Source organism: Ramlibacter sp., from assembly GCF_035706265.1.
GTDB lineage: Bacteria > Pseudomonadota > Gammaproteobacteria > Burkholderiales > Burkholderiaceae_C > Ramlibacter.
The window spans coordinates 1-16,128 of record NZ_DASSVG010000680.1 but is presented as its reverse complement, the minus strand read 5'-3'; the positions used below and the strand labels follow the sequence as shown (position 1 = coordinate 16,128).

The following is a 16,128-nucleotide window of genomic DNA, read 5'->3' as shown; positions in this document are numbered from 1 at the left end:
CGCGGCTTGCGGTTGGTCGTTCGGCGTTGGGCGTTGAGCGTGAACCTCCGGCCCCCACGCCCGCCTGACGCGCCCAACGCCCAACGCCCAACGCCCAACGCCCAACGAACATGGACATCCTCTTCGTTCTCATCCCCCTCTCCGTCGTCCTCGCCTTCGCGATCCTGGGCGCGCTGGCGTGGGCCGTGTGGCGCGGGCAGTTCGACGGCATCGAGGCCGAGGGCGAGCGCATCCTCCGGGAAGATTGACTTCAATCAAGAAAACCCCCCGAGCTTGATTTTCATCAAATGCTCGGGTTTTCCCGGACCAGACACTTTGAGGCATCCCAAAAAAGGTGCTTCATGAACGTATCAACCGTCAACGCTGCCACTTATAACGACACAGTCGTCCGGCAGTTCTCGCTGATGGCCGTGGTCTGGGGGGTAGTGGGCATGCTAGTCGGCGTGTTCATCGCGGCCCAGCTGGCCTGGCCGGAGCTGAATTTCGGCATCCCCTGGCTTTCCTACGGGCGGCTGCGTCCGCTGCACACCAACGCGGTGATCTTCGCGTTCGGCGGCTGCGCGCTGATCGGCACCAGCTACTACGTGGTGCAGCGCACCTCGCAGGTGGCCCTGTTCATGCCCAGGCTGGCCTCGTTCACCTTCTGGGGCTGGCAGGCCGTGATCGTGGCGGCGGCGATCAGCCTGCCCCTGGGCTACACCTCCGGCAAGGAATACGCCGAACTCGAGTGGCCGATCGACATCCTGATCACCGCCGTCTGGGTGGCCTACGCGATCGTGTTCTTCGGCACCATCGGCATCCGCAAGGTGAAGCACATCTACGTGGCCAACTGGTTCTACGGCGGCTTCATCCTGGCCGTGGCACTGCTGCACCTGGTGAACAGCGCCGCGATCCCGGCGGGTTTCATGAAGTCCTATTCCGCCTACGCCGGCGTGCAGGACGCGATGGTGCAGTGGTGGTACGGCCATAACGCGGTGGGCTTCTTCCTGACCGCGGGCTTCCTGGGGATGATGTACTACTTCATCCCGAAGCAGGCCGAGCGCCCGGTCTACAGCTACCGGCTCTCGATCGTCCACTTCTGGGCCCTGATCTTCACCTACATGTGGGCGGGCCCGCACCACCTGCACTACACCGCGCTGCCGGACTGGACGCAATCGGTCGGCATGGTGTTCTCGCTGATCCTGCTGGCGCCCAGCTGGGGCGGCATGATCAACGGCATCATGACCCTCTCGGGCGCCTGGCACAAGCTGCGCGACGACCCGGTGCTGCGCTTCCTGATCGTGTCGCTGTCCTTCTACGGCATGAGCACGTTCGAGGGCCCGATGATGTCCATCAAGACGGTCAACGCGCTGTCGCACTACACCGACTGGACGGTCGGCCACGTGCACTCCGGCGCCCTGGGCTGGGTGGGCCTGATCTCCATGGGCTCGCTGTACTACCTGATCCCGCGCCTGTTCGGCCAGAAGCGGATGTACTCCGTCAAGGCGATCGAGCTGCACTTCTGGACGGCCACCATCGGCATCGTGCTGTACATCGCGGCGATGTGGATCGCCGGCGTGATGCAGGGCCTGATGTGGCGCGCGGTCAACACCGACGGCACGCTCACCTACACCTTCGTCGAAGGCGTCAAGGCGACCTATCCCTTCTACATGATCCGCGTCCTGGGCGGCCTGCTGTACCTGGGCGGCATGGTGGTCATGGCCTGGAACACCTGGATGACCGTGGCCAACGGCCGCGCCGTCCGCGCCCACATCCCGGCCGTCGCCGCCCACGCCTGATAGAGAGAGTCGACAACCATGAGCGACAACGCCACCGCCAGCACCGGCTTCTCGCACGAGAAGGTCGAGACCAACAACTTCCTGATGATCGTGCTGATCCTCATCGTGGTCGCCTTCGGCGGCCTGGTGGAGATCGTGCCGCTGTTCTTCCAGAAGTCCACCACCGAGCCGGTGACGGGCCTGAAGCCCTACACCGCGCTGCAGGTCGCCGGGCGCGACATCTACCTGCGCGAGGGCTGCTACAACTGCCACTCGCAGATGATCCGCCCCTTCCGCGCCGAGACGCTGCGCTACGGCCACTACTCGGTGGCCGGCGAGTTCGTGTGGGACCACCCCTTCCAGTGGGGCTCCAAGCGCACCGGGCCCGACCTGCACCGCGTGGGCGGCAAGTACTCCGACGAGTGGCACCGCATCCACCTGAACAACCCGCGCGACGTGGTGCCCGAGTCCAACATGCCCGCCTATGCGTGGCTGGAGAAGAACGCCGCCGACGCGTCCAGCATCTCCGCCCACATGAAGGCGCTGCGCGTCGCCGGCGTGCCCTACACCGACGAGGAGATCGCCAAGGCGCCCGAGGAACTCAAGGGCAAGACCGAGATGGACGCCGTCGTGGCCTACCTGCAGTCCCTCGGCCGGGCGTTGAAGTAAGGAGGCACCCCATGGACATCAACATCCTGCGCGAGATCGCCACGGTGGCTTCCTTCGCGGCGTTCATCGGCATCGTCCGCTGGGCCTGGTCCCGCCGCAACCGCGCCAGCTTCGAGGAAGCCGGCCGCATTCCCTTCCTGCAAGACTGAGAGCACTAGACCATGAGCGATTTCACGAGCGGCTTCTGGTCCGTCTACGTCGCCGGCATCACGCTGGCGGGCATCCTGGGCTGCCTGCTGCTGCTGTGGCTCACCTCCCGCAAGAAGGTGGAAGCCAGCGGCGACAACACCACCGGCCACGTCTGGGACGAGAACCTGACCGAGATGAACAACCCGCTGCCCGTGTGGTGGGTGGGCCTGTTCATCATCACCATCGTCTTCGCCCTGCTGTACCTGGTGGCCTACCCGGGCCTGGGCTCCTACCAGGGCAACCTGAAGTGGACCCAGGTCGACGAGTACCAGAAGGAAGTGGAGGCGGCCCGCAAGGAGCTCGAGCCGCTGTACGCGCAGTTCGCCGCCAAGCCGGTGGAGCAGCTGGCCGGCGACCCCAACGCGATGGCCGTGGGCGAGCGCCTGTTCATGAACAACTGCGCCCAGTGCCACGGCTCCGACGCCCGCGGCAGCAAGGGCTTCCCCAACCTGGCCGACAGCGACTGGCTGCACGGCGGCTCGCCGGAGAAGATCAAGGAGACCATCACCAAGGGCCGCATCGGCATGATGCCGCCGATGGCCGCGGCCGTCGGCACCCCCGACGAGGTGAAGAACGTCGCCCATTACGTCCTGAGCCTGTCCAACGCACCGCACGACTCCCTGCGCGCGCAACTGGGCAAGTCCAAGTTCGCGGCCTGCGGCGCCTGCCATGGCCCCGACGGCAAGGGCAACCAGGCGGTCGGCGCGCCCAACCTCACGGACGACACCTGGCTGCACGGCTGGGGGGAGCAGGCGATCGTCGCCATGGTCAACGGCGGCAAGACCAACCAGATGCCGGCCCAGGAGGGCAAGCTGACCGAGGCGCAGATCCACGTGCTGGCCGCCTACGTCTGGGGCCTGTCGCACAAGGGCGGGGCGGCCACCGTCGCCACGCAGTAAGAAAGGTTTCGTTTTTCTGTCAAGAAGTCCTTCGGGGTCCTGCCGGGCCCCTTTTTCTTTGCGTTTGATCAAACTCAAGCGGGGTTGCCGAGGCGCCGCGCATCATCGAAAGCCATGAAAGTCATCCCGATCACCCCGGTGGAAGGCGGCGCGGCCGGCGGTTCGCAGGGGCTCTATGCGTCGGAACGCAAGGTCTACCCGCGCACGGTGACCGGCCTTTTCCAGCGCTGGCGCTGGGCCTTCGTGTGGCTGACGCAGATCGTCTTCTACGGCCTGCCCTGGCTGCAGTGGGGCGAGCGCCAGGCGGTGCTGTTCGACCTCGGCGCGCGGCGCTTCTACATCTTCGGCTTCGTCCTCTACCCGCAGGACTTCATCTACCTCACCGGCCTGCTGGTGATCAGCGCGCTGTCGCTGTTCCTCTTCACCGCGGTCGCCGGGCGGCTGTGGTGCGGCTTCTCCTGCCCGCAGACGGTCTACACCGAGATCTTCCTGTGGATCGAGCGCAAGGTGGAGGGCGACCGCGGCGCCCGCATGCGGCTCGACGCCCGCCGCATGGACCTGCACAAGTTCTCCCGCAAGGGCCTGAAGCACCTGCTGTGGGGCGCGGTGGCGCTGTGGACCGGCTTCACCTTCGTCGGCTACTTCACGCCGATCTCGCACCTGGGCTCGGAAGTCCTGCAGGGCCGCATGGGCTCGTGGGAGATCTTCTGGGTCTTCTTCTACGGCTTCGCGACCTACGGCAACGCCGGCTTCATGCGCGAGCAGGTGTGCAAGTACATGTGCCCGTACGCGCGCTTCCAGAGCGCGATGTTCGACCGCGACACGCTGATCGTGAGCTACGACACGGGCCGCGGCGAGCCGCGCGGCTCGCGCGGGCGCAAGGCCGACCCCAAGGCGCTGAACCTCGGCTCCTGCGTCGACTGCACGATGTGCGTGCAGGTCTGTCCCACCGGCATCGACATCCGCAACGGCCTGCAGTACGAGTGCATCGGCTGCGGCGCCTGCATCGACGCCTGCGACACGGTGATGGACAAGATGAACTATGCGCGCGGCCTGATCCGGTTCTCCACCCAGAACGCGATGGCCTCGGGCGGCGGGCGCGACGAGATCCTGCACCGGGTGCTGCGTCCGCGCGTGCTGGTGTACGCCACCATCCTGCTGGTGCTGACGATCGCCGTGATGACGAGCCTGGCGCTGCGCACGCCGCTGAAGGTGGACGTGGTGCGCGACCGCGCGGCGCTGTCGCGCATCGTCGCCGGCGGCATGCTGGAGAACGTGTACCGGCTGCAGATCATGAACGCGAGCGAGGAGAAGCAGCGCTACCGCCTCGACGCCACCGGCCTGCCGGGCCTGGCGCTCGCCTCCGAGCGCGAGTTCGAGGTCGGCCCGGCGGAATCGCGCTGGGTGGCCGTGCGGCTGCAGATCCCGTACGGCTCGGCCGCGGCCGGCTCGCATCCCATCGTGTTCGAGATCGACAACGGCACCGATGCCCACGTGCGCGAGAAGTCGGTCTTCCTGGTCCCCCGTTGAACGCTGGAAAGGCAGTCTCCATGAGCAACGATCCCAAGCTGCAGGACAGCGGCCCCTGGTGGAAGCACGGCCACGTGTGGCTGCTGGTCGCGGGCCCCGCCACCGTCGTCGTCGCGGGCTTCGCCACCGCCTGGATCGCGCTGAAGAGCCCCGACCCGGTGGTGGAGGCCGATTACTACCGGCGCGGCATCGAGATCAACCGCACGCTGGCCGCGCGCGACAAGGCGAACCTGCCGGCGCTGCAGGGCCGCAACCACGCCGCCACCCCGGCCCATCCCTGAAGCGGCGCCCGCCATGGCCACCCGCCTGCTGTGGATCGTCTGGCCGGCCTTCCTGGCCGCCTGCGTGCTGGAACTGATGGTGTTCGCGCTGGTCGATCCGCTGGAGCTGCAATGGTCCGGGCACACCCTGGGCTGGTCGCGCAACGCGGTCTACACGCTCGCGTTCTTCGCCTTCTGGGTCGTGAGCATGGGCGCCTGCGCCATGACCACGCTGCTGCGCAAGGAGCCGGCCGAGATCAACCGCTGCCCCTATCCCGTCACGCAGCGCCCGCCCGGCTGCCCCGGCGAAGGCGGCGCGCTGCCGTCGTAACGCGCGCCGCTATCGTGGCCCGCGCGCTGTCCTCGTAGGCTGGCGGTGACGGCGCGCGCAGCGCGCGAGGAACCCCAGCGCTGCGGCCCCCTTCACACGCACGCCCGCCCGGACTGCTGCGTGCAGTAGTCCATCAGCGCGTCGATCTCGGTCGACTTGTCGAACACGGCATCCACGCCCAGTTGCGCGCAGCGCTTGCGCACGCTGGCGTTCACGTAGTTGCTGAAGACGACGACCTTCTGCCAGGGCCGCGTGCGCTGCAGGTGCTGCACCAGCCGCATGCCGCTGCCGCCCTTGAGGAACAGGTCCACGATCAGCATGTCCCAGTCGGCGTGCTCGGCGAGCCACGCCAGCGCGGCTTCCTCGGTGGCGGCGCCGCCGACCACCTTGACGGCGGTGAGTTCCTCCAGCGCGCCCACGAGGTTCTCGTGGATTTCCGCGTTGTCCTCCACGAGGAAAACGGCGAGCGGCACGGTGGCAGGCGAGGGTGTCAAGACGTAAGCCACTCTATCCGCTCAGCCACGGGCCCCGCTCGGAGCCGCCCCCGTTTGCATGTAGGAGCGAGCCTACGGCCCGACCCGGGCCTCGCAGGGCGCCCGTAAGATGGACCGGCAGGGAATGCCATGGAACCGGTCATCGCGCACAACGCAGGAGAGTTGCTGGAGCTGGTGGAGCGCACGGTCTTCGGCGGCCGCGAGGCGTTCGCCATGGTCGACCGCCGCGGCGGCATCAGCTACGCCAACGCGCAGGCCGCGCAGCTGCTCGGCGCGGGCGCCGAAGCGCTGGCGGGCCGCAGGATCTGGAACCTCTTCCAGAAGCGCGCCCGGCTGGGCCTGGAGGAGCGCTTCCTGCACGCGCTGGAGCATTGCCAGCCGATCGAGCTGGAGGAGCTCGACGCGCAGGCGGCCCGCTGGCTGGAGCTGCGCGGCTTTCCCTTCGGCGCCGGGCTGGCGCTGCACCTGCGCGACGTGTCCGCGCGCCGGCGCGCGCAGCAGCACCTGATGCTGCTGGAAGGCAGCATCGCCCGCCTGAACGACCTGGTGATCATCACGGAGGCCGCGCCCTTCCGCGCCCCCGGCCCGCGGATCGTGTTCGTCAACGAGGCCTTCGAGCGCCGCACGGGCTACAGCCGCGCGGAGGTGGTGGGCCAGTCGCCGCGCATCCTGCAGGGGCCGCAGACCGAACGCGCCCAGCTCGATCGCATCCGCGCCGCATTGGAGCAGTGGGAGCGGGTGCGGGTGGACCTGGTCAACTACACCAAGGACGGCGAGCCCTACTGGGTGGACCTCGACGTCTCGCCCGTGTGGGACGAGGCGCGCCGCCTCACGCACTGGGTGGCGGTGGGGCGCGACATCACCGAGCGCAAGCGCGACGAGGAGAAGATCCAGTACCTGGCCTTCTACGACCCGCTCACGCAACTGCCGAACCGCCAGCTGCTGCTGCAGTGGCTGGAAGAGGCCGTGGGCGGGGAGGGGCCGGGCCGCGACGGCGCGCTGATGTTCATCGACCTCGACAACTTCAAGGTGCTGAACGACACGCTGGGCCACCAGAAGGGCGACCTGCTGCTGCAGCAGGTGGCGCGGCGCCTGCGCCACTGCGTGGCGCACGGGGACCTGGTGGCGCGGCTCGGGGGCGACGAGTTCGTGGTGCTGGTGGAGAACACGCCGGAGAAGCCGCTCGATGCGCTCACGGCTGCCCAGGCGGTGAGCCGGCGCATCCTCTCCGCCCTCGGCGAGCCCTATGTGCTGCCCGGCTACCTGCACCACGCCACCTGCAGCATCGGCGTGACGCTGTTCGGCAAGGCCCGCGCGCCGGTGAGCGAGCTGCTGAAGCAGGCCGACCTCGCGATGTACCAGGCCAAGGCTGCGGGGCGCAACGCAGTGCGCTTCTTCGATCCGGAGATGCAGGCCGTGGCGAGCGAGAACGCCGCGCTGGCGGCGGACCTGCGCGCCGCCTGGCGCGACAACCGCCTGCAGATCGAATACCAGCCGCAGGTGGGCCTGGACGGCCGCATGAGCGGCGTCGAGGCGCTGCTGCGCTGGCAGCATCCCCGCCGCGGCCTGGTGGCGCCGGACCAGTTCATCCCCACCGCCGAAGAGACCTCGCTGATCCTGCCGATCGGCCTCTGGGTGCTGGAGGCGGCCTGCGCGCAGCTGGCGCTGTGGGCGCGCCGGCCGGAGCGCGCCCACCTGAGCATCGCCGTGAACGTGAGCGTGCGCCAGTTCCGGCATCCTGACTTCATCGACGAGGTGATGCGCTGCGTGCGCCGCTTCGGCGTGCCGCCCGGCAAGCTGAAGCTGGAGCTCACCGAGAGCCTGCTGGCAGACAACGTCGATGCGGCGATCGCCCGGATGCGCAACCTGAAGGAGATGGGGGTGCGGCTGTCGGTGGACGACTTCGGCACCGGCTATTCCTCGCTCGCCTACCTGAAGCGGCTGCCGATCGACGAACTGAAGATCGACCGCAGCTTCATCCGCGACATCCTCACCGACGGCAACGACGCGGCCATCGCCGGCACCATCATCGGCCTGTGCCGCAGCCTCGGGCTGGAGGTGATCGCCGAAGGGGTGGAAACCGAGGCGCAGCGGGAGTTCCTGGCGCTGCAGGGCTGCCACCGCTACCAGGGCTACCTGTTCTGCCGGCCGCTGCCGCTCGAGCAGCTGGAGGCCTTCATGGCCGCCCGCGAGGGCGCCGCCGGCCTCACACCGGTACCATCTTCAACGGTGACGTGACCACCGCGCGCGGCAGCCGCAGGAGGATCGTCTCTCCCTGGCGCCGCAATTCCACGCCGTGCAGCGTGGCGAGGGCCTGCACTTCCGGCCAGGCGAGCGGTGCGTCGCCGGCTTCGTGCAGCTGGGTGAAAGCCCCTTCCGGCTGCGGCTGGTATTCGACCGAGAGCACGGCGTGCGAGGAGGACGCCTCGGCCCGGATCGCGATCTCGCCCGGGCCCGGAGCGGCGTCCGCCAGCGACAGGGTGGCGGCGGACAGCAGGTAGCGCAGGGCGTTGCGCGACACCTCGAATTCTCCTTCGGGCAGCTCGCTGCGCACGTCGAAGCCGCGGAAGTTGAGGCTGGTGGAAAGCAGCCGCACCACTTCGGCCACGCCTTCGCGCAGCGCGGTGCTGTCGTCCTCGCCCGGCTCCATCCAGGTGCACACCTCCAGGCAGCGGGTGACCGCCTGGCGCGCCAGCCGGTTGAGCTTGGAGACGGAGGACTGCAGGTCTTCGCGCGCCACGGCGCCGCGGTCCACGCGCGCGCCCAGCGCCTCGGCCATCATCCCGAGCGACTGCAGGTGCACCACCATGTCGTGGCGCAGCGGCGGCGCCAGCCGCCGCAGGATGTCGTGCTGCGCCGCCCGCGCGAGGCTGCGCAGGCGCTGCGGCGAGGCGTCGCGGGCGGGCGCCGGCGCCGCTTCGCGGCTGGAGGTGACGGGGTCTTCGAGGGACGCCATTGCAATCGCAAGGGAGAAAGGTCCAGGTTCCGGAGCCAGTCTGGGACGCGGGTTCCGCGGCCTCTGTCAGGGCCGCGCGAGCGGGCTTGTAGGACCAGAGCGGGAGGCTGCCAGGCACGCGTGCGAAGCAACTGGACCGGGTGAAAAGAGGCACGCGGAGCGGCGCGGAAGCCGCCGCCCGAAGAGCTGCGCTGCGCTGGCCCAGGTTGTGCTGTAATTTGGCTGTCATGACAGGTGAGCCGCAGTGACCTCCACGCTTCTTTCCGACGCCAATGCTGCCCAGCGGCTGGCAGGGCTGCTCGAATCGGCCATGGACGCGATCGTCAGCTGCGACGACTCGCAGAAGATCGTCCTCTACAACAAGGCGGCCGAGAAGACCTTCGGCTGGAGCGCGCAGGAGGCGCTCGGGCAGTCGCTGGAGCTGCTCATCCCCAGCCGCTTCCACCGCCTGCACGCGCAGCAGGTGCGCCGCTTCGGCGCCACCGGCACCACCTCGCGCCGGATGGGCGACAACACGGTGCTGTACGCGCGCCGCAAGAACGGCGACGAGTTCCCGATCGACGCCTCGATCTCGCAGCTCAACACGCCCGAAGGCAAGCTGTACACGGTGATCCTGCGCGACATCACCGAGCGCGAGCGGGCCCGCGAGGAGCTGGCCGCCTTCGCCTCCGAGTCGGCCGGCGTGCGCGAGCAGGAGAAGTCGCGCATCGCCCGCGAGCTGCACGACGAGCTCGCCCAGTCGCTCACGGCGGCCAAGATGGACGCGATCTGGCTGCGCGACCACGTGCCGGACGACACCGAGGCGCAGGCCAAGATCGCCACCATGCTCACCATGCTGGACACCTGCGTCGCCTCGGTGCGGCGCATCGCCGCCGACCTGCGGCCGCTGGTGCTGGACGACCTGGGCCTGGTGCCCGCCCTCGAATGGGTGGTGCAGAATTTCAACCAGCGCACCGGCGTGCCCTGCGAGCTGATCGTCGACGAGGCGCTGGAGCTCGAGGAGCCCTTCGCCACCGGCGTCTTCCGCATCGTGCAGGAGTCGCTGCAGAACGTGGCCAAGCACGCCGAAGCCCGGCACGTGGAGGTCGAATTGAAGGAGCAGGGCGATTACCTGCTGCTGCGGGTGCAGGACGACGGCATCGGTTTCCGGCCCTCGCAGCCGCGCAAGCCCCAGTCGCTGGGCCTGGTGGGCCTGCGCGAGCGCGCCCAGCTGATGCGCGGCGAGCTGCGGGTGGACAGCAGCCCCGGCGCGGGCACGCGGGTGGAGGCGAAGATTCCCATGCTCGGGGTCGAAGCATGACCATCCGGATCGTGATTGCGGACGACCATGCGATCGTGCGCGAAGGACTCAAGCGCATCGTCGGCGACGCCGCGGACCTGAAGGTCGAAGGCGAGGCGGCCGACGGCACCGAGGTGATGAAGGCGGTGCGCGAGCTCGAGTTCGACGTGCTGGTGCTGGACCTGTCGATGCCGGGGCGCAGCGGCATGGAGCTGATCAAGCTGGTGAAGTCCGAGAAGCCCAAGCTGCGCATCCTGGTGCTGAGCATGCACCAGGAGACGCAGTACGCCGTGCGGGCCATCAAGTCGGGCGCCAGCGGCTATCTCACCAAGGAAAGCGCGCCGGCGCAGCTGGAACAGGCGATCCGCAAGATCGCCGGCGGCGGCGCCTACATCAGCGCCGAAGTGGCGGAGCAGCTCGCGCTCGGCGCCATGCCGGGCGGCGACACCCTGCCGCACGAAAGCCTGTCGGACCGCGAGTTCGAGGTGTTCCGCCTGCTGGTGGCCGGCGAAGCGGTGTCGGACATCGCGGCCAAGCTGAACCTCTCGGTCAAGACCGTGAGCACGCACAAGGCGAACCTGATGCAGAAGCTCGGTCTGAGCAACCAGACCGAGCTGGTGCGCTATGCCCTCAAGCACGGACTGACGGATCCGCTTTCGTGATCGCGGGGTGAGCGCGATCCGCTCGCCTCCGCACCGTCATCCCCGATAGGTCATGCGTGCGCGGCAAACGCGCCCCTGCCACGCGCAGCCGTCCTACAGTCGGGCCAACGTCCAGCCGCCCTAATTCCTGGATCACCAGGAACACACGCATCATGAAGAGAGCGAAAGAGGGAGCCTTGGACAATGCGGGGTCGGGCGGCGTCTGGGGGGCGGTCCGGCGCCACCCCTGGCGCGCGCTGATGGCGATCCCGCTGGCGCTGGTCGTCTACACGATCGCGCTGATCCCGTTCACGCCCAGCATCGGCGACATCAAGAAGGCCAAGCAGGAGCAGCCTTCCGTGGTGCTCTCGGCCGACGGCAAGGAACTCGCGGTCTTCAAGCGCGCCAACCGCGACTGGGTCAAGCTCTCCGACATCTCGCCCAAGGTCACCGCGGCGCTGCTCGCCACCGAGGACAAGCGCTTCTACGAGCACCACGGCATCGACGTCGCGCGCACGGCCAAGGCGGTGGTCAACACGCTCAAGGGCGACGTCGAAGGCGGCTCCACCCTCACGCAGCAGCTCGCGCGCAACCTGTACCCGGAGGACATCGGGCGCGAGCAGACCATCACGCGCAAGATCAAGGAGGCGATCACGGCGCTGAAGATCGAGGCGGTCTACAGCAAGGACGAGATCCTGGAGACCTACCTCAACTCGGTCTCCTTCCTCTACAACGCGTGGGGCATCGAGATGGCCGCGCGGACCTACTTCGACAAGTCCGCCAAGGACCTGAACGAGCTGGAGGCGGCCACCCTGATCGGCATGCTCAAGGGCACGGCCTACTACAACCCCGTGATGAACCCGGAGCGGGCCCTGCAGCGCCGCAACACGGTGCTGGCCATGATGGTCAAGGAGGGCAAGCTCGACGAAGCGCGCTACGAGCGCCTCAAGACGCAGCCCATGAAGCTCGATTTCGAGCGCGTGCCGGAGCTGGACAACGCGGCGCCGCACCTGGCGCGCTACCTGCGCCAGTGGCTGGTGGAGTGGGCCGACCAGCACGACTACAACATCTACGCCGACGGGCTGGTCGTGCGCACCACCATCGATTCGCGCCTGCAGCAGATGGCCACCAAGGCGGTGGAGCGCCAGACCGCGGCGCTGCAGGCGGTGGCCGACGTGGAATGGAGCCGCAGCAGCCTGGTGGCGCTGGGCAGCGACCCGAAGAACTACGCCGCCGCGCACGGCAAGTACGCGTCTTTCGAGTACTTCTGGAACAGCAACCCCAAGCTGGTGACGGCCTGGATCAAGGACTCGGAGGAGTACAAGGCGGCGCGCGAGCAGGGCCAGAGCGAGGAGCAGGCGATCAAGGACCTGCGCGCCAACGCCGAATTCATGCGGGCGCTGCGCAAGGAGAAGACGATGCTGCAGGCCGGCTTCCTGGCGCTGGACCCGCAGACCGGCGCCGTGAAGGCGTGGGTGGGCAGCCGCGACTGGGAGCACGACAAGTTCGACCACGTCTACCAGGCCAGGCGCCAGGCCGGCTCCACCTTCAAGCCCTTCGTCTACGGCGCCGCCTTCGAGATGGGCCACCAGCCGAACGAGACGCTGCTGGACCAATCGGTGGAGATCCAGATCGACCGCAACAAGTTCTGGGGCCCCGGCGACGTGGACGGCGCGCCGACCGGGCAGCCGATGACGCTGCGCGACGGCCTGGCCCGGTCGAAAAATACCATCACCGCGCAGCTGATGCAGCAGGTCGGCCCCTCGCGCGTCGCCAGCCTGGCGCGTGCCATGGGGGTGCGCCAGAGCAAGCTGGACGAGGTGCCCTCGCTGGCCCTGGGCACCAGCCCGGTCACGCTCAAGGAGATGGTCACGGCCTTCGGCACCATCGCCAACGGCGGCAGCTACATCGAGCCGCAGATCGTGACGGCGGTGGAGGACCGCCAGCACAACGTGCTGGAAAGCTTCGCACCCTCCAGCCCCGAGCCGGCGCTGCAGAACCAGGCCGCGCAGACGCTGCTGGACGTGATGCGCGGCGTGATCGACTACGGCACCGCCGCCGGCCTGCGCACGCGCTTCGACCTGCGCGGCGACCTCGCCGGCAAGACCGGCACCACCCAGGACAACACCGACGGCTGGTTCATCCTGATGCATCCGCAGCTGGTCGCGGGCGCCTGGGTCGGCTTCAACGACGCCCGGGTCACCATGCGCAGCTCCTACTGGGGGCAGGGCGGGCACAACGCCCTGCTGGTGGTGGGCGACATGGTGCAGCAGGCCGAGAAGGCCGGCCTGATCGACGGCAAGGCGGCCTTCGCCGCGCCGCGCATGAAGGACCAGGAGAAGCCGCTGCTCGATCGCATGGGCGACTGGTGGAACAGCGTCTTCAACATCCCGGCCGAGCCCGAGCAGGAGCCCGAGGTCGCGGCCCTGCCGCCGGTGAACCTGGAGCCGCCGGTGCTCGAGCCGCCGCCGCAGTCGGTGACGGCGGTGCCGCCGCCGGAGGCCTTGCCCTTCCCGGCCCCCGCGCCCGAGCTCGCGCTGCCTTCCGAGCCGGCGTCGACCCCGGGGCCCGCCGTCAGCCCGGACGCCCCCGTGATCGTCGACAACCGGCCGCAGCGCATCCCGTCCTTCCCGCGCCCGCTGGAACAGCCCGCGCCCGCGCGGCCGGCCGAGACCATTCCGGGGACCCAAGTCTATCGCACGCCGGAGCCGCCGCGCTACGGCCCGCCCGAGCCGCCGCGCTACGGATCGACGGAGCCGGACCTGTCGGCGGGCGTGGGCCGCGAGCCCGCGGAGAGCGCCCGCACGCTGCCCGGCGTGGACGCCGGCACCAATGCCATGGGCAACCGCGGCGACCGCCCGCGCGCCGGCGGCAGCGCCACCGGCCGCACCCGCGATCCGGCGGCGATCCTGGAGGACCGCAGCGTCGGCGTGCGCGAGCCCGGGGCGAATTTCGAGGACCGCAGCAGTTCCACCCGCGCGCCTTCGTCCAACGTCGAGCGCCGCAGCAGCACCGGCAATCCGGCCGCGAGTTTCGACAGCAGCACGCGCCCGGACGACACGGCCACGCTGGGCGGCAGCAGTCGCCCCGACACGACCGCCACGCTGGGAGGCCGCAGCCGCCCCGACACGCTCGCGACCTCGCCCGGCAGCAGCGACAGCGGATCGGCCAGCCTGCGCGGCTTCGAGAGCAGCGCCTCTGGCAACTCCGGCAGCAGCGATCCGGCCCCCGTCGCGGCCCCGATCATCGACGGCGCCCCGTAGATCCTATGACGGGGGTTGAGCCGGCTGCTGATTCGTCCTAAACATGGAGTTCTCACGACCGTGTTGAGGAGAAACGTATGCAGCCGACCCAACGTGTTGATCGTAAGCCCGCTCTGGAGGTCTCGCTAGAGCTCGCCGTACGCCGCTGGAAAGTGGCTCTGGGCAGCGCCAGCCGAGCCAATCCGACCGTCTTCAGCGTGGATGCGCAGGACTTGTGGGATCGTCTGCAGCAGTTGGTGCAGCGCTTGGCGGAGTTCAAGGCCAAGTGGGGTTTGACCGCGGGCTGTCGTGTGGCGCTGATCTACGAGGCCGGGCAGGACGGCTTCTGGATTGCTCGGGCGCTTCAAGCCGAGGGCGTGCAGGTCATCGTGGTGGACCCGGCGAGCGTACCGGTGGCCCGACACGCGCGGCGCGTCAAGACCGACCGGCTCGATGCGCTGAAGCTGCTGGAGGTGCTGCGCGCCTGGCTGCGCGGCGAATGCGGCGAGCTTCGGGTGCTGCACATCCCCAGCGAAGCCGCTGAAGCCCAGCGCCTGATGACGCGCGAGCGTGGCTTGCTGCAAAAGGAAATCAACCAGCACGTCGATCGCATCGTCAAGCGGCTGCGCCTGTATGGCTGCAGCCAGGGAGTTGATGCGTCGTTCGCGCAGCGGTTGACGGCCGGGCAGATTCGGCAAGCCGACGGGAGACCTCTTCCGGAGGAGCTGTGGGACTGGCTGATGCGCGAATGCGAGCGTCTGGAGCTGGCGCGTCGGCAGCTCCGCGCAGTGGAGAAGGCGCTGCTGCCACAGCTGCCTGAGCAGCAGCGCAGCAAGATCGCCGCGCTGGATCGGCTGGATGGCATCGGCTGGGTGGGTGCAACGCGGCTGGTGCTGGAGCTGTTCTGGCGCGATTTCGCCAATCGCAGACAGGTCGGAGCCTGCGTCGGTCTGGTGCCGCAGCCGTATGACAGCGGCGACAGCCATGTCGATCAGGGCATCAGCAAGCAGGGCAATCGCCGGGTGCGATCACTGCTGATCGAGATGGCTTGGTTCTGGTTGCGCTACCAGCCAGCCAGTGAGATCTCGCAGTGGTTTGCTCGGCGTACGTCCGGTGCGGGCAAGCGCGGCAAACGCATCGCCATCGTGGCGGTGGCCAGGCGATTGGCGATTGCGCTGTGGCGGTACCTACGCGATGGTGTCGTGCCCGCCGGGGCGACGCTGCACAAGGCGTGACGAATTCGCTTCAGGAGGTTGATGGACGCTGATCGAAGATGAGAGAGGTTGCAGGTAAACAAGCCCGCGCGCCAGTCTGGTCGCCTGATGACATGCGGCCGTCCTTTGTAGATGGGGCTTGTTGCATCGAGGTCGCCTGAGGCATACGCGTATGCAGGATGAGGTCGCACGCCAGCGGCGTCGACGGATAGAAGGTGGTGAGGCGTAACGAGCGCCCACGCACAGGAGGACCGAGAGCTTGCAGCGGTAGACGGTGAGTTATGTCTAATAGACCAGGAGCAACAAAGGTGGACAAGCCCCCCACCCCTAACCCCGCCCCCCGGTGGGCGGGGCAGTCCTCGCCGCCGGACGGGCTCGGGGCCAGGCGCTTGCGGCCTGACCCGAGCCAACAGCGTGCAGGTGAATTTGACCGCGTCAAGGGTACGCAAGCCGGGCTTCGCCCGCCCTTGACCCGGCCAAATTCACCAGGCGCCGCGTAACGACAGAGAAGGATGAACCGGCAGAACGCTTGACAAACTACGCGTCATAGAAGGCTGGCGCTGAGCGGCGCCAGCCCGAAGCCCAGCGCTTCGTGCGCCGCAAAGGCCGCCCGACGCCCGGCGCTTCGCGCATCGCTGGGCTTTCGCTTCGCTCCACCGCCAGCCTA

Annotated in this window: 15 protein-coding genes; 13 read left to right on the top strand and 2 right to left on the bottom strand. The window is 68.6% G+C overall.

Annotated elements, in window-relative coordinates; translation table 11 throughout:
* The first annotated feature begins 110 nt into the window (after positions 1-110).
* From ccoS to VFM98_RS24470, 8 genes are all read left to right on the top strand, one after another.
* Positions 111-248, top strand: coding sequence for a cbb3-type cytochrome oxidase assembly protein CcoS (gene ccoS / locus VFM98_RS24505; protein ID WP_325112507.1), 138 nt, complete (start codon positions 111-113; stop codon positions 246-248).
* A gap of 93 nt (positions 249-341) precedes the next feature.
* Positions 342-1,778 (top strand): cytochrome-c oxidase, cbb3-type subunit I, encoded by a 1,437-nt coding sequence (ccoN, locus tag VFM98_RS24500; protein ID WP_325112506.1) that lies wholly within the window; start codon positions 342-344, stop codon positions 1,776-1,778.
* Between the two features lie 18 nt (positions 1,779-1,796).
* On the top strand, positions 1,797-2,426 hold the full coding sequence (gene ccoO / locus VFM98_RS24495) for a cytochrome-c oxidase, cbb3-type subunit II (RefSeq protein ID WP_325112505.1): 630 nt from the start codon (positions 1,797-1,799) through the stop codon (positions 2,424-2,426).
* Between the two features lie 11 nt (positions 2,427-2,437).
* A complete protein-coding gene (locus tag VFM98_RS24490; RefSeq protein WP_325112504.1) occupies positions 2,438-2,575 on the top strand; it encodes a cbb3-type cytochrome c oxidase subunit 3 in 138 nt (45 codons plus the stop codon).
* A 12-nt stretch (positions 2,576-2,587) separates the two neighbouring features.
* On the top strand, positions 2,588-3,514 hold the full coding sequence (gene ccoP / locus VFM98_RS24485) for a cytochrome-c oxidase, cbb3-type subunit III (protein ID WP_325112503.1): 927 nt from the start codon (positions 2,588-2,590) through the stop codon (positions 3,512-3,514).
* A gap of 114 nt (positions 3,515-3,628) precedes the next feature.
* Complete coding sequence (gene ccoG / locus VFM98_RS24480) at positions 3,629-5,044, top strand: cytochrome c oxidase accessory protein CcoG (RefSeq protein WP_325112502.1); 1,416 nt, start codon at positions 3,629-3,631, stop codon at positions 5,042-5,044.
* Positions 5,045-5,064: 20 nt separating this feature from the next.
* The gene (locus VFM98_RS24475) at positions 5,065-5,325 is read left to right on the top strand and encodes a FixH family protein (RefSeq protein WP_325112501.1); all 261 of its coding nucleotides are present in this window, start codon (positions 5,065-5,067) and stop codon (positions 5,323-5,325) included.
* Positions 5,326-5,338: 13 nt separating this feature from the next.
* A complete protein-coding gene (locus VFM98_RS24470; protein WP_325112500.1) occupies positions 5,339-5,635 on the top strand; it encodes a hypothetical protein in 297 nt (98 codons plus the stop codon).
* Between the two features lie 92 nt (positions 5,636-5,727).
* Here the strand turns inward: VFM98_RS24470 and VFM98_RS24465 are convergent, their stop codons facing one another.
* The gene (locus tag VFM98_RS24465) at positions 5,728-6,108 is read right to left on the bottom strand and encodes a response regulator (RefSeq protein ID WP_325112499.1); all 381 of its coding nucleotides are present in this window, start codon (positions 6,106-6,108) and stop codon (positions 5,728-5,730) included.
* A gap of 150 nt (positions 6,109-6,258) precedes the next feature.
* Here VFM98_RS24465 and VFM98_RS24460 point away from each other — a divergent pair, with 150 nt between their 5' ends.
* On the top strand, positions 6,259-8,367 hold the full coding sequence (locus VFM98_RS24460; RefSeq protein ID WP_325112498.1) for a putative bifunctional diguanylate cyclase/phosphodiesterase: 2,109 nt from the start codon (positions 6,259-6,261) through the stop codon (positions 8,365-8,367).
* On the opposite strand, the gene VFM98_RS24455 is transcribed toward VFM98_RS24460, so the two are convergent.
* Positions 8,336-9,085 carry a hypothetical protein gene (locus tag VFM98_RS24455; protein ID WP_325112497.1) on the bottom strand — a complete coding sequence of 250 codons (750 nt, stop codon included), beginning with the start codon at positions 9,083-9,085 and terminating at the stop codon, positions 8,336-8,338. The genes VFM98_RS24460 and VFM98_RS24455 overlap by 32 nt on opposite strands.
* A 244-nt stretch (positions 9,086-9,329) precedes the next feature.
* On the opposite strand from VFM98_RS24455, the gene VFM98_RS24450 reads away from it, so the two are divergent.
* From VFM98_RS24450 to VFM98_RS24435, 4 genes are all read left to right on the top strand, one after another.
* Positions 9,330-10,385, top strand: a complete 1,056-nt coding sequence (locus VFM98_RS24450) for a PAS domain-containing sensor histidine kinase (RefSeq protein ID WP_325112496.1) — start codon at positions 9,330-9,332, stop codon at positions 10,383-10,385.
* Positions 10,382-11,026, top strand: a complete 645-nt coding sequence (locus VFM98_RS24445) for a response regulator transcription factor (RefSeq protein ID WP_325112495.1) — start codon at positions 10,382-10,384, stop codon at positions 11,024-11,026. Before VFM98_RS24450 ends, VFM98_RS24445 begins: the two co-directional genes overlap by 4 nt.
* Before the next feature lie 176 nt (positions 11,027-11,202).
* Positions 11,203-14,268, top strand: coding sequence for a penicillin-binding protein 1A (locus VFM98_RS24440; RefSeq protein ID WP_414709081.1), 3,066 nt, complete (start codon positions 11,203-11,205; stop codon positions 14,266-14,268).
* Between the two features lie 77 nt (positions 14,269-14,345).
* The gene (locus tag VFM98_RS24435) at positions 14,346-15,482 is read left to right on the top strand and encodes an IS110 family transposase (protein ID WP_325112494.1); all 1,137 of its coding nucleotides are present in this window, start codon (positions 14,346-14,348) and stop codon (positions 15,480-15,482) included.
* Positions 15,483-16,128: the final 646 nt, after the last annotated feature.